The sequence below is a fragment of the Pseudomonas sp. KCJK9000 genome, assembly GCF_046230725.1.
GTDB lineage: Bacteria > Pseudomonadota > Gammaproteobacteria > Pseudomonadales > Pseudomonadaceae > Aquipseudomonas > Aquipseudomonas promysalinigenes.
This window is the reverse complement of the sequence record NZ_JBJJLN010000015.1, coordinates 75,868-89,762: the sequence shown is the minus strand read 5'-3', so window position 1 is coordinate 89,762 and position 13,895 is coordinate 75,868. Positions and strand designations below refer to the sequence as shown.

Sequence of the window (13,895 nt, the reverse complement as noted above, 5' to 3'; positions counted from 1 at the left end):
GTGGGATCCTCTCTTCCCTCGGCCTCGGCATACGCTTTTGCCATTGGAATGAGTTGACTGGGCAAGACCACGGGTCTGCGAGACAGATTTTTATGGACTAGCCTAGCTGCTTCCACGCTCATCACACACTTCATCAACTTGCCGCCTGGTTGACTTACACTTTGAGCCTCAAACTCAACAACTTCCCCTGCATAGAGGATACTTGCCAGCATCTCTCCGCCGCGACCAAACCGTTTGGACTCATGAAGTCCACCACTTCGCAAAGTCGTGCCGAAATTCGGCTCCTCGTCCACGTAGCTCCCTTTATATGTGTATCTCGTCACTCGGTTCGCGCTACCGCTCCCAGGCAGCATGAAATGTTTGCCTACCCTGGGCAACGCGGGTCGCCCATCAGAAAAAGTCACCTGGCCTTTGTCATAGTCCACCCGCTCGACAGACCCATCAAGCTCCTGCAAGCGATAAAGCACCCGATCCAACGTCGGGTCATCCGAATAATCACAATCCACTTGTTGAAGCTGGACACGTGTCTCTTTGCCGCCTGCACTGCGCTTGAACGTCCGCAGCAGATGGTCCTGCATAGTGAGGTTGACTTGAAACTTTTCCGAATCACTGGTTGGCCAGACATTCATTTCCACCCCACTGGCCGTGTAACTTGCGATAAATAATTCAACGGCACCACTTTTGACTTGGCGCAATAAAAACTGGCCTTCTTTACGCTGCCAGCTAAGTTCCAAAGTTTCACCATAGGGGGAGACGATTCGCGAAGGTAGCAGTTGCAAGGAAGCTCGCTCGTAATAAGCAATCCGCTCATCCAATTCTTTGGTTTTTTCAGCCCAAGCTTTTACCGCTTCAATGTAATCGCCCATCGCCGCACCGCTGTAACCGTGCGGGGATATGGCCGCCAATGCGTACTGCGTCCAGTGGCTTGGCTTACTGGGAAATTTGGGCGTGGTTTTGGCCTTGATCGCCTTGAACAATCGTATGACTTCCTTGCGGAACTCATCATTGTGCTCGACGGTATCGCTACCCGCCGCAGCGGGCTCGCTGAGCACTTCTTGCCGCCCGGTGGGCAGGTCGAGGGTGAAAACGGTACGTTCTGGGTTACTGCTGATGAAACAGGCTTTTTTTGTCACCCGAGTGCCTTTGGCCAGTGTCGCCCACTCCTCATCGGTAAAGGTAATGGTTGTGCCATCTGCCAAGGTAAGGCGTTGGTCGCGCGTCTCCAGGCTGGCAAAGCGCCATGCCCAGCCATCGCCAAGACCCGCCTCGTTGCCGCGAAGGGCTGAATAGTGCAGCGTCAATTCACAGACCGGACCGCGCCCGCCCACGCCTTGTAGGGTCGCGATCGGGTAATGAGCATGAAACAGCCCTGTGCGCGGGTCGACGCCGGTTTCGCTGGCGCCTCCTGCGTCGAATATCTGCGAGGACATCGTGTTGCCGTAGTCCTCACACAACGGGCTATGGGGCACGTAGGCCGGGCGTGCTGCTGGGGGCGTGAACTTCACCTCGCTCACGCTTTGCCAGATGTAATTTTCGTCCAGATATCCGATATGGCCGACTACCAATGGTTTGGCGTCTCGGCAGGCCTCTGGGTAATCAAGTATCAAGGTGAACTCGCTGCTGACCGACCCAGCCCCCCAAACGACCATGTCGCTGTAAACCGCTGATGTGCCGATGTACGCTATTTCTTTACCATCATCCGTGAAGTGCTGCCGACCGCCGTCATCGCAGTCCGCCACACGATATCCCTTCAAACTCGCTTGGGCGCTGAGACGAAAGACCAACTCACCCTGACTTTTTTGGATTTTCACCACGACAGAATCTTCTCGATGGGAGCAAGCATTGACCTCAAAGCTGCACCTGCCGACCATACTGGTTTTGGTTACGCTTTCCGATGAGCCGTCAGTAGCCAATAGATAGTGCTGAAGTCGATCCGCCTCCCAATCATCGCTATCGCCAAGGTTCTGCAGATCTACCAGCAATCCGGCAAAACGTGGCTGCCACAGACGCCAGTGGCCCTCTGCTTTTTCCGTGCGATCCAACCCACCATCAGCCGCTTCACGGCCAACCACCAACTGCGGCCACTTCTGGCCCGCTACGGCAGCGGCCAATGCCGCTTCCCAAGCGTTCTGGTCGGCCATTTTCTTGGGGCGGAACACGGTATGCCCCAGCAACTGCTGGCTATAAGGCTGGCGCACAGTGACCAGCACCGCGTCGTTGACGCCGCCCCACACCGTGTTCAGGCGTGGCCCGGCCACCCAGTTGTCAGCCGCCGGTAGTGAGGTGAATACACGCACGCCTTCACCGCGTTGCCACAGCGTTAGCTGCTTGGCGCTAGCCGCTGCGCTGGCCGTGGGCTTGGGCTGGGCGTCGCTGGCGAGCAACCACTCGCTCATGGACGAGGCGTTGAGCGCCGTGGCCCAGGCGCTAAGCCATTTTCCCGAGGCACATTGCGCTGCCGTTGGCACCCAGCTGAAGGTGCCCAGCAGGCGATGGGAATAAGCATCGTATGCCCAAGCCTGAACGGTTTGCCCCTCGGTCAGTGCATGACTGCCTTGCACCACCTGGGCTGGCCACCAGTCCACCTCTGCCAGGGTGACGCTCAAGCCCGCACATTGCGCCACCCAGAATGCATTGCCCTTGACCGCAGGTGTCACCTTACTGGTCTTGGCATCAAACACCCCGGCGCGTAAGAGCCGGCTGTGCTGGTTGATCTGTGTACACAGTGCTTGGGACCAGGCGTTCCCCGTCTGGTTAGCGGCCGGTGTAAAAATGTGCTGCTCGTACAGGTGCTGAGTGTTCAGGTCCCGCACCTGCAGGCACAAGCTCTGCCCACTGGCCAATGCATAGTCATCGTCGCAGGCCAAGGCCTGCACTTGGTTGTTGGCAAATGGCGCGGTGCTGAAGGCTCTCGAGTGGTTGCGGCACCACAGCCGCAGGTCGACCGTGCCATCGCAGGTTAGCTCGCCTTTGTCGTTCCAGCCGCCAGCGCCGAGCCCGTTGCCGTTGTCAGAGATGTACTGAGCGAAAGCTTTTGGCCATTGGTCAGCTTTGAGCGCACCTTTGGTGGCGATGTAGTCTATCCGGACCATTTCTCCATCTCGCTCGCGGACCAAGCAGGCACTGATGATTTCGCCTTCGACCAGGTCGCGCCCTGCACGAATCGGGCAGAGGCTGTGCCAGCCTTTTTCTTGCGAGCCCAGACGCTGCAGTTCGTAGCCGTCCATGTTCGGCAAATGGCCGTCAGGCTGGTTGGTAATCAGAAACGGAACAGCTGTGGCAGGGACGTGTTTAGGGCTGGTTGCAATATTCGCAGCAGGCATGATGGCTCTCCTTGAATGGTCAACGAGCAGGAGCTGATGCCTAACACCACTACAGGTGTCAGCCCTCGTCGTTGGCTAATCAAATGCTGCCGAGGAAAAACGCACAACTGACAAAAATACTAGGCAGTTGCGGTTACTTGATCTGCTTCAGCTTCTCAAGCATCGCCGCGCTGCCCTTGAGGTAACTGGTGACCTCACCGTCTTGGCGTGTGAATCTGATGCCCATCACTTTGTCGTCGAGCTTCACCCATTCGACGGACGCGCGCACCACTTCACGAGGGTGAGTAACAGAGGCAGCTGCCGGGCCATTGTGCACGGACACTTCGCTGATCCTTTGCTCAAAGGCATTGCGCCCGGCGTCATACGACCATGTCGACTGCTGTACGATTTTTTGCATGCCATGCTCGTCACTGACGATCAGAAAGTCGGTTGCCGAACCGTCCGCCCTCAGCAGCAACAGCGCCAGCACCTGTGAGGTACCCTGTGCGGCGTTGAAGTACCAGAGGCCGTACAAATCACTGGTCTGATAGCGGCCAGTATTGACAGACGCCTGGCTGGGCGGTTCGACAGTGCCGGTGCTGGAGCAGGCGGCAAGCGCCAGCGTGGCCAGCAGTGCGAGGGTTAGGCGGATGCGCGCTCTCATTTCAATCCTTTGCCTCTACCATGCCGCACAAGCGGTGGGTGAAGCTGCCAGGTAAACAGACTTTGCGGATTCATGCAGCTTACCATTGGCAGGTTCCGGCCGATCAGAAGTTGGCGCCCACGCTGAACGCTACGTAGTCACGGTCCCCGCGGGTGCCGTAATCGCCGTCCAGGTAGTCGGTGTAGGCCAGGCTTGCCCAGTACTGGCTGGCGAGCGTCACATCCACCCCCAGGCTGACCGAGCGTGAGCCTTCGTTGAAGGCTGAGCCGTCTACCGGTGAATAACCCCTGACGTCATGGGACCAGGCAAGGTTAGGGCGGATATCCACGCCCGGCATCAGGCCGGTATAGCTCAAGGTGGCGCGCAGGCGATAACCCCAGGAAAAGGGCGTGACGAAGCCTTGGCCATTGCAGTCTTCGGGGCTACGGGATATGGCCTGGCACAGGCTGTTGTCAGGCAGCTCGCCGTTGCCATAGGCACCGCTGCGGCCGTATCGCGGCCCGTAACGCCCTTCCAATCCACCGACATAAGTGGCGCCCACCTCGCCCATCAGCAGCAGTTGGCTGGCCCCGAGCATCGGGCCGAGCGCCTGTATGGCCGAGACCTGCGCCTGGGTCACTTCCTTGCGTCGATAGCCATCGAACGGAGTATTGTCGGTTGCCGGTCGCAAGCCTTCGCCGTTCAGTGGGCTGCGCTGAGCATTGAGCAGCGACTGCAATATATCGTTGCCGTTGAGCTGCACCGGCATGTTGGGGCGGTAGCTCAGTTCACCTTGCAGCGCAGTACCGTTACGCAGGGTGGTGGCGAAGCTTAGCCCGTACAGACGGATGTCTTCGGGGTATTGGGCGCGGTATTGCGAGGTGCCCATGCGCAATGCCCCGGCCAGGGTCTGGCCGTTGCTCGAGGCCAGAAATGCACCGCAGTTTGCCAGCGGCACCCCCACATTGCCGCACAATTGGCTGGCGAAACCGGTGTTGGCGTAGTAGCGGCTGCTTACCGTCCCCAGGTAGGGCGAGCGGCTGTGGTAGTTGGCCCAGAACAGGCCGAACTCGGTGTCCAGGCGCTCGACGTAGGCATGCAGGGAGAACCCCCACTGGCCGCCATTGCGCGCATCCTCGTCGCTGCCCCGTGGCACCCGCACGCCCTCCTGCGAGAGCGTAACGCCAAAGGGTGTGAGAGCCCGGGCCACCGCTGGGGTGGTCACATTCGCCCCACCTACATCCAGGCCCGTGCAGCCCTGTGGCATGAAGTCGTTGCCGGAAAAAAACATGGCGCAGTTGTCCAGCCGCGTCTGTTCCCAGTCCAGCTGGTAAAAGGCGTCCAAGGACACTGCCTGGTTGAGATTCTGCGACACATACAGCAGGTTGACCGGTGCCAGGGCATCCTTGACCTGCGTGCCAGGGCGGCGTATTGCGGCCTGGTTGAACGGGTTGATGACGTTCAAGCCGCCTTGGATGAACAAACTCTCGCCCCAGTTGACCACCTGTTTGCCCGCCCGTAGCGACCCCGGCTCGCCTTGGATGTCGTAAAGCGCGTAAGCGAAAGCATCGAGCAGTTCGGCCCCAGCGGTTTTCGCCGACATCAGACGGTTATGGTCGTCGATGTCCACAGCACGCTGGCGGTGGTCGCGCTGGGCGCTGTCATACCAGTAGGTCCCACGCAGAAACACACCGATGTTGTCGCGGCGCAGTTCGAGGTCGTGAATACCTTTGAAGACGGTAGAAAATACGTCGCCTGCCCGGTAGTTGCGTCGCCCGTCATTGCCGTTGACATAGGCCAACTGCTTTTTGTCGGGGTTGGCAGTGCTCACGGCCGTACCGAACGACAGCGCCGAATCGAACCGCCCTTGCAGCGGGCCGATATCGAACTCTACGGCCGCTACGGGGGTGGCAAGCAGGCAGCAATAAGCCGCCAGCGGCGCGCAGCGCCGGCAGAAAAGGATAGTTGCGCTCACTCTGACCTCTTGTTGTTTTATTAGCGAGGAAAATGATGGGTTCAGCGCGGACGCGCCGGCCGCCCAGGCCGGCGGTGTCGGTGAAGTGGAGTATCAGGCAGGGCCGATAACCCTCACAAATAGCGTCTTCGGATCAATGCCATGCCAGTTTGTTATGGCTACTATGGCCATCGAAACCGTGGGCAAGACGACCACTGCCTGCATGAAACGACGCTTGCTGGGCTAGCCCGGCAGCAACCGCTCGAGGGCGCGACGGAGCTTGGCCGGTATGGCCACCGGGCGGTTGTCGCGCCGGTCGACGAAAACGTGGGTGAAGCGACCCGCGGCGCTGGCATGGTCTTGCCCTGCGGCAAATACGGCCAGGGCGTACTGCACCGAACTGTGGCCCAAACGCTGCACGCTGATCCCCACCTCGATGGCCTGCGGGAAGGCAACAGCCGCGAAGTAGTCGCAGGCCGACCCCGCGACGTAGGCCACCACAGGGTCGTGGTGAACATCCAGGCCAGCATGCTCGATCAGCCAAGTGTTTACCGCAGTGTCGAAAAACCCGTAGTACACGACGTTGTTCACATGCCCATAGAGGTCGTTATCGTGCCAGCGTGTGGTGATCGGCTGAAAATATCGGTAGGCACCGCGCAGCGGGCGCTCCCTGGCCATGCTCAGAACGCCGCCTGGTAAATCGCCAAGGCGTCGCCATGGCTGACTTTGCGCGGGTTGTTGACCAGCAAGCGTTGCTGCTGCAAAGCATCCTCGGCCAGCAGCTCAAGGCTGTGCCGAGGCACCCCCACGTCCCGCAAGCGCGTAGGCAGGCCGCAACGCGGCGCCAGCTGCGCCAGCTCGTCGATGAACTGGCTGCACAGTTCGTGGGCATCGCCTGGCACCAGCCGTTCGCCCAGCAAGGCTGGGGCCAGCGCGGCATAATCGGCGAACGCATGGCCTTGGTTGAAGCGCATCACGTGGGGTAGTACCAGGGCGTTGGCCAACCCATGGGGCACGTGGTAACGCGCGCCCAAGGGATAGGCCAGTGCATGCACGGCCGCCACCGGCGCATTGGCGAAGGCTTGCCCGGCCAGGCAGGCGCCCAGCAGCATGGCCTGGCGCGCGGCCAGGTTGCCGCCGTTGTGCACGGCCTGATCGAGGTTGCCGGCCAACAACGCCAGGGCCTCTCTGGCCAGCAGGCTGGACAGCGGATTACGCCTGAACTGGCTAGTAGTGGCCTCGATGGCATGCACAATGGCATCGATACCCGTAGCTGCAGTGATCGCAGCTGGTAAGCCCAGGGTGCGTTCAGCATCGAGCAGCGCCAGATCGGGCAGCAGCAGCGGCGATATGACCGCGATTTTAGCGGCCTCGCCGGTGGTGACTACCGCTACTGGGGTCACTTCCGAGCCGGTCCCGGCGGTGGTCGGCACTTGAATCAGCCCCAAGCGTTGCCCTTTGGCCTGATCGATACCGTACACCGCCTCCAGGGTCTGCTCGCAGTCAGGATGGGCCAGCAGCGCCACCAGCTTGGCCACGTCCATGGAGCTGCCACCGCCAAAGCCTACGATCAGTTCGGCACCGATATGCCGCGCTCGGCTAACCGCCGCCAGCACGCAGGCGTGGCTTGGGTCGGCATTGACCTCGCTGAAGATCGCCGCGCTGAGCTGCAGCTCGGTGAACCCCGGGAGGATGTCGTCGAGCATGCCCAAGTTGACGATGCCCGGGTCGGTCACGATCAGCACGCGACGCACGCCGCGTTGCCGGCAAAGTTGCGCCAGGCGCCGGGCAGCACCCGGTTCGCATAACAGCTGGGCGGTGGTGGCAAAACTGAACGGCTGCATAATCCTGGTCCTCTTGTTGTTATGGGTGAACAGCCAGGCTGCTTCAAAAGGCAAAGTGCGCCTCATCCAGGCTCATCAGGCACTGCGCGCCGCCGCGCAGCGCTTCGCAATGGGCGTTGGCGCGCGGCAATATCCGCCGCCAGTAGAACGTGGCGGCCTGCACCTTGGCCTGGTAGAAGGCGCAGTCCGGGCTGCCGGCTGCCAGCGCCGCGCAGGCCCGCTCGGCAGCGCGCAGCCACAAGGCAGCCAACAGCACGTAGCCTGAGTAAGCCAGAAAATCCACCGACACCGCGCCGATTTCCTGCGGGTCGCAGCGGCAGGCATCGAGGACTTCGGCACTTAAGTTGCGCCACTCCAGCAGGCGCTGGCTGACTGCCTTGGCCATGCCGGTGAGCGGCTCACTGCGGCACTCACCTACCTGGGCAAGCAATTGCTCGATCAGCAGATGCAGCTGCTCGCCGCCATCGCCCAGCACCTTGCGCCGGATCAGGTCCAGCGCCTGGATGCCATTGGTGCCCTCGTACAACTGGGTGATGCGGCTGTCGCGCATCAGTTGCTCCATGCCCCATTCACGAATGTAGCCGTGCCCGCCGTACAACTGCACACCCAAGCTTGCGACCTCCTGCCCGACGTCAGTGAGCAATGCCTTGACGATCGGGATCAACAGCGCCGCTCGTCGCCCTGCAGCCAACCGTTCCTCCGGCAAGGCGGCGCCGTGCTCAAGGTCCAGTGCCTGGGCAGTCAACGCGGCAAGCATGCGGCACCCCTCGGTGAGGGTTTTCTGGGTCAGCAGCATGCGCCGAACGTCGGGGTGGCAGATGATTGGGTCGGCGCTGCGCTCAGGCGCCACCGGCCCTGCCAGGCTGCGTGATTGCAGGCGCTCGCGGGCATAGGCGAGCCCGCCCTGAAAGGCCGCCTCGGCGATACCCAAGCCCTGCAGCCCGACCTGAAAGCGCGCATCGTTCATCATGGTGAACATGCAGGCCAGCCCCTGGTTGGCCTCGCCCACCAGCCAGCCTTGGGCGGCGTCGAAGTTCATCACGCAAGTGGCCGCCCCCTTGATACCCATCTTGTGCTCGAGCGCACCGCAGGTCACCGCATTGCGCAGCCCTGGCTCACCCTCAGCGGTGCAGATGAACTTGGGCACCAGAAACAGGCTGATGCCACGTACACCCGTCGGCGCATCAGGCAGGCGCGCCAGTACCAAGTGCACGATGTTCTCGGTCAAGTCCTGCTCACCCCCGCTAATGAAGATCTTGCTGCCGCTGATCAGGTAGCTGCCATCGCCCTGGGGCTCGGCGCGGGTACGCAGCAGCGCCAGGTCGGTGCCGGCTTGCGGCTCGGTCAGGCACATGGTGCCGGCCCATTGGCCGCTGACCAGCTTGCCCAGGTAGTCACGCTTGAGCGCCGCACTGCCATGGCGATACAGGGCCAGCACAGCGCCTTCAGTCAAGCCGCTGTAGATACGAAACGACAGCGATGCGCCCATCAGCATTTCGTGAAAACAAGCCGCGACCATCTGCGGCAGGCCCTGACCGCCATACTCAAGCGGGCCGGTCATCGCCGCCCAGCCGTTTTCCACGTACTGCTGGTAGGCCTGGCGAAAGCCATCGGGGGTGCGCACACTGCCCTGCTCCAGGCGGCAGCCTTGCTCGTCGCCCTGGCGGTTGAGCGGCGCCACCACCTGGCCCGCGAAGCGCGCGCCCTGCTCAAGGATGCCATCGATGGTCTCGCGGTCCAGCTCGTTACCGAGGCGATCACAATGGGCCGTTACGTCGAACAGCTCGTGCAGCACGAAGCACATCTCACGCAGGGGGGCGTTGTAATTCATACCCGGCCCTCGCGCACGTCAGCTAACTGTCGGCCCGCCGCTGCCAGGCGCATCAACAGCGAGGCCGGGCGCCAGTGCTCACCGAACAGGCCTTGCAGGCGCTCCAACCGTGCCAAGATCAGCCCCAACCCTTGCTGGTCAGCCCAGCGCATTGGCCCACCGACTTCTGGCGCAAAGCCGTAGCCGTAGAGGTAAACGCGGTCGATGTCGGCACTGCAACCGGCCACTGCTTCTTCGAGAATCTTCGCGCCTTCGTTGACCAGCGCTAACAGACAACGCTCGCGGATTTCTTCGTCGTCGATCTCGCGCCGTCGCACTCCCAAGTCCTGGGCGACTTTTAGCACCAGGGCATCGACCTCGGGGTCGTGCAGTGCCTCACGGCTGCCCGGTGCATACCGGTAGTAGCCCTGCCCGGTCTTCTGACCGAAACGCCCCAGCCCACAAAGTGCGTTGTCGACCTGCGCCAGCGGTGCATCCATGCCACTGCCGGCGAGCTGGCGCGCTCGCCACTCCAGGTCGATACCGACCACGTCATACATGCGAAACGGGCCCATGGCCATGCCAAACGCCTGCAGCGCCTCGTCCACCTGCCTTGGCGTGGCGCCTTCAAGCAGCAGCTTGCGCGCTTCGGCCACATAGGTGGCAAGCATGCGGTTACCGATGAAGCCGGGGCAGTTGCCGGCCACTACCACTTGCTTGCCCATCCGCAGGCCAAGGGCGTGAGCTGCGTCCAGCACCTGGGGTGAGGTACGCGCCCCGCGTACCACTTCCAGCAGCTTCATCACGTGCGCTGGGCTGAAGAAATGCAGGCCCAGCACCTGCTCGGGGCGGCCGGTCACCGCGGCAATGGCATCGATGTCCAGCGCCGAAGTATTGCTGGCCAGGATGGCCTGGGCCTTGAGGGTGCTGTCCAGGGTGCGGAAGATATCTTGCTTAAGTGCCAGGTTCTCGAAGACCGCTTCGATCACCAAGTCGGCATCGGCAAGCTCGGCATAGGTGCTGGCGGCGCGTACCCGCTCAAGGCAGGCGTCGGCTTCGCAGGCTTGCAGCCGCCCCTTGGCTACCTGCTGCGCCCAGGTCTGGGCCAGCATCGCGATGCCTGCAGTGATAGCTTGCGGGTCGTTGTCCAGCCATGTCACCGCGACCCCTGCGCGGGCCAGGCTGATGACGATACCGCGGCCCATGGTGCCGGCGCCGATCACCGCCGCCTGCCGAATGTTGTAGGTATGACTCACGGGTGACGCTCCTGATTGTTCTATTAGCGCGTTGCCACCACCCTAGTCAGCCCCCTACTATTTTTGAAATTTTCATTTTCCATTGCATGTATTTGCCACATGAATATTGCCAACTTCGACCTCAACCTTTTGCGTGTGCTGGACATGCTGCTGCGCGAGCAGAATGTGTCGCGAGCCGCAGAACGCCTGGCCTTGACCCAGCCCACCGTGAGCAACGCGCTGGCGCGCTTGCGCGACCTGCTGGGCGACCCGCTGTTGGTGCGGGTGGGCCGGCGCATGCGCCCCACTCCGCGCGCCTTGGCCCTGGAAGGGCCGATTCGCGCCGCCCTGCAACAGATCGAGCAAACCCTGAGCACCGGCAACGCCTTCGACCCACAGCTCAGCCACCGGCAACTACGCATTGCCCTGACCGACTTCGCAGAACAGTTGTGCATGCCCAAGTTATTGCACACCTTGCAGACCCAGGCGCCGCATTTGCGCATCGACGTCCAGCACCTGGCTCCGCACCTGCCGGCCGAGGCCTTGGACCGTGGCGAAATCGATCTGGTGTTGGGGCGCTTCGATGAGGTCCCTGCACGTTATGAGCGACGCAGGTGGCGCCGCGAAACCCTGCGTGTTGCAGTGCGCAAGGAACACCCTGACGTGCAGGGCACGCTCGACCTGCAGACCTTTCTGGGCTTGCGCCACCTGTGGGTACACGGCGGCCAGACCCGCGGCATGGTCGACCAGTGGCTGGCCGAACAGGGCTTGGCCCGGCGCATCGTCTACACCACACCCAACTACCTGCAGGCTGCGCACCTGGCGGCCACCTCGGACCTGTGCGTTGTGTTACCCACGGCGCTGGCACTGCATTTCGCAGAGCTGCTGCCGCTGCAGGTGCTAGAGCTGCCGCTGGCCCTGGAGCCGTTCGAGCTGGAGTTGGTGTACCTTGCCCACCGCCAGCACGATCCGGCCTTGGCCTGGCTGGTGGCGAGGATCATGGAGGTAGGTCACGGCTGAGCCATCGCAGTCAGGTATGGCCGGCCATGCAAGAGTGGTATTGGTTAGCCTGCGGCCTCAGTCCTTAGAGTGGTCGCCAGCCCATAACAACAAGGACCACCCGATGCGCCTACGATCATTGCCCTGCCTCCTGGCCCTGGCATTGCCCTTCACTGCACTGGCCGAGGGGCCCGCCAAGGAGGCCACCGCGCTGACTCGCCAGATCAACCAGCAGTGGTTGCAGCGCCTGCCGTTCGCCGACCGCAGCGATTTCGACAACGCCCGCCGGGGCCTGCTCGAGGCTGTTGACCAGGCAGTGGTCAACGCCGATGGCAAACCCGTGTGGGACCTGCAGCGTTACGCCTTTCTCAATGGCCAGGCACCGGCCACCGTCAACCCAAGCCTATGGCGTATCGCTCAGCTCAATAGCATTGCGGGCCTGTTCAAGGTCACCGACGGTATCTACCAGGTACGCGGGCTGGACCTTGCCAACATGACCCTGATCGAAGGCGAGCACGGCCTGATCGTGGTCGACCCGCTGCTATCGGTCGAGACCGCAAGGGCGGGCTTGGCGATGTACCTACGCCATCGCCCGCAACGGCCAGTTGTGGCAGTGATCTACACCCATCCACACGTCGATCATTTCGGTGGCGTGCGGGGGGTGATCGACGAGGCCGATGTCAAAGCGGGCAAGGTCCAAGTCATCGCCCCTCAGGGGTTTTTCGAGCATGCCATCAGCGAGAACGTTCTCGCCGGCCCCGCGATGAAGCGGCGTGCCCAGTACATGTATGGCGCCCCCCTGCCACGCGGGCCTCGCGGCCAGGTGGATGCGGGGCTGGGCAAAGGGGTGCCGGCCAACGCCACGGTCAGCCTGATCGCCCCCACGCGGATGATCGACCAACCGTTGCAAACCCTGCAGATCGACGGGGTGAACATCGAGTTTCAGCTGACCCCTGGCACCGAGGCGCCGGCCGAAATGAACCTGTGGTTGCCACAGTTCAAGGCCCTGTGCATGGCCGAAAACGCCTCCCATGTGCAGCACAATGTGCTGACCCTGCGCGGGGCCCAGGTGCGTGATGCCAAGGTATGGGCGCATTACCTGGACCAGTCGCTGGTGCGCTACGGCGAGCAGGCCGAGGTGGTGTTTGCCCAGCACCACTGGCCCACTTGGGGCGGTGCAGCGATCCGCGAGTACCTGGCCGATCAGCGGGATATGTACGCCTTCATCGACAGCCAGACACTGCGGCTGATCAACCGCGGCCTGGGCCCCACCGAAATTGCCGCCGAGCTGACCAGCCTGCCGCCACGGCTGGCCAGCAAGTGGTATAGCCGCGACTACTACGGCTCGCTCAGCCACAACGTGCGGGCTGTATACCAGCGCTACATGGGCTTCTACGATGGCAACCCCGCCACCCTGGACCCACTGCCACCCAGCCAGGCCGGTGCCCATTACGTCAAGGCGCTGGGAGGGGCCGAGCGAGTGCTGGCACTGGCCGGTGATGCCTACGCCAATGGCGATTACCGCTGGGTCGCCGAACTTACTCGGCATCTGGTGTTCGCCCAGCCAGACAACCAGCAGGCCCGGCAATTGCAGGCCGATGCGCTGGAACAGCTGGGCTACCAGAGCGAGAATGCCACCTGGCGCAATGCTTACCTGACCGGCGCGCAGGAGCTGCGCAACGGTGTCGCGCCAGGCGCGAGCCAAGGCGGCAGTGCCGAGGACCTGGTGCGCGCGCTGACCCCTGCATTGTTCTTCGATTACCTGGGTGTACGTGTGGATGCGGCCAAGGCCGCCGCGCAGGATCTGACCATCAACTGGCGGTTCAGCGACCTGGACCAAGACTACGCCCTGACCCTGCGCAACGGTGTGCTCACCCATCGCGACCTGGCCCGCCACCCACGGGCCGATGTCGAGGTGACGATGAGCAAGGCCACCCTCGACCAGATTGCCCTGAAACAGACAGGTTTCCTCAAAGAGGCCACCGTGGGGGGCATCGACATCGCAGGTGAACGGGCCAAGTTCCTACGTTTCATGGGGGGGCTCGATGAGCCTGATGGCCGGTTCGCCATCGTCACCCCCTGACCCCCCCTTGACCACAGCTATGAGG

General features: G+C 62.3%; 9 protein-coding genes. 2 read left to right on the top strand and 7 right to left on the bottom strand.

Features of this window, described 5'->3' with window-relative positions:
• From ACK59H_RS09585 to ACK59H_RS09555, 7 genes are all read right to left on the bottom strand, one after another.
• Positions 1-3,323: hypothetical protein (locus tag ACK59H_RS09585; protein ID WP_409264418.1), on the bottom strand; the 3,323-nt coding region annotated here is incomplete at its 3' end.
• 133 nt (positions 3,324-3,456) lie between these two features.
• On the bottom strand, positions 3,457-3,966 hold the full coding sequence (locus tag ACK59H_RS09580; protein ID WP_060479016.1) for a hypothetical protein: 510 nt from the start codon (positions 3,964-3,966) through the stop codon (positions 3,457-3,459).
• Between the two features lie 103 nt (positions 3,967-4,069).
• The gene (locus ACK59H_RS09575; RefSeq protein WP_060479017.1) at positions 4,070-5,920 is read right to left on the bottom strand and encodes a DUF1302 domain-containing protein; all 1,851 of its coding nucleotides are present in this window, start codon (positions 5,918-5,920) and stop codon (positions 4,070-4,072) included.
• A 222-nt stretch (positions 5,921-6,142) separates the two neighbouring features.
• Positions 6,143-6,577: a thioesterase family protein gene (locus ACK59H_RS09570; protein WP_060479018.1), complete on the bottom strand. Its 435-nt coding sequence runs from the start codon at positions 6,575-6,577 to the stop codon at positions 6,143-6,145.
• A 2-nt stretch (positions 6,578-6,579) separates the two neighbouring features.
• Positions 6,580-7,743, bottom strand: a complete 1,164-nt coding sequence (locus ACK59H_RS09565; protein WP_186476936.1) for an iron-containing alcohol dehydrogenase — start codon at positions 7,741-7,743, stop codon at positions 6,580-6,582.
• Positions 7,744-7,786: 43 nt separating this feature from the next.
• Positions 7,787-9,574 carry an acyl-CoA dehydrogenase C-terminal domain-containing protein gene (locus tag ACK59H_RS09560; RefSeq protein WP_060479020.1) on the bottom strand — a complete coding sequence of 596 codons (1,788 nt, stop codon included), beginning with the start codon at positions 9,572-9,574 and terminating at the stop codon, positions 7,787-7,789.
• A complete protein-coding gene (locus ACK59H_RS09555; protein WP_060479021.1) occupies positions 9,571-10,809 on the bottom strand; it encodes a 3-hydroxyacyl-CoA dehydrogenase in 1,239 nt (412 codons plus the stop codon). Before ACK59H_RS09555 ends, ACK59H_RS09560 begins: the two co-directional genes overlap by 4 nt.
• Positions 10,810-10,908: 99 nt before the next feature.
• Between ACK59H_RS09555 and ACK59H_RS09550 the strand changes: the two genes are divergently transcribed.
• Both ACK59H_RS09550 and ACK59H_RS09545 read left to right on the top strand, forming a co-directional pair.
• Complete coding sequence (locus ACK59H_RS09550) at positions 10,909-11,808, top strand: LysR family transcriptional regulator (protein WP_060479022.1); 900 nt, start codon at positions 10,909-10,911, stop codon at positions 11,806-11,808.
• 103 nt (positions 11,809-11,911) lie between these two features.
• Positions 11,912-13,870 carry an alkyl/aryl-sulfatase gene (locus tag ACK59H_RS09545; RefSeq protein ID WP_060479023.1) on the top strand — a complete coding sequence of 653 codons (1,959 nt, stop codon included), beginning with the start codon at positions 11,912-11,914 and terminating at the stop codon, positions 13,868-13,870.
• Positions 13,871-13,895 lie beyond the last annotated feature (25 nt).

What these genes read in the sequence shown, in the direction of transcription:
- ACK59H_RS09580 (WP_060479016.1), bottom strand. Translation starts at nt 3,966, where the DNA reads ATGAGAGCGCGCATCCGCCTAACCCTCGCACTGCTGGCCACGCTGGCG.
- ACK59H_RS09570 (WP_060479018.1), bottom strand. Translation starts at nt 6,577, where the DNA reads ATGGCCAGGGAGCGCCCGCTGCGCGGTGCCTACCGATATTTTCAGCCG.
- ACK59H_RS09565 (WP_186476936.1), bottom strand. Translation starts at nt 7,743, where the DNA reads ATGCAGCCGTTCAGTTTTGCCACCACCGCCCAGCTGTTATGCGAACCG.
- ACK59H_RS09560 (WP_060479020.1), bottom strand. Translation starts at nt 9,574, where the DNA reads ATGAATTACAACGCCCCCCTGCGTGAGATGTGCTTCGTGCTGCACGAG.
- ACK59H_RS09550 (WP_060479022.1), top strand. Translation starts at nt 10,909, where the DNA reads ATGAATATTGCCAACTTCGACCTCAACCTTTTGCGTGTGCTGGACATG.
- ACK59H_RS09545 (WP_060479023.1), top strand. Translation starts at nt 11,912, where the DNA reads ATGCGCCTACGATCATTGCCCTGCCTCCTGGCCCTGGCATTGCCCTTC.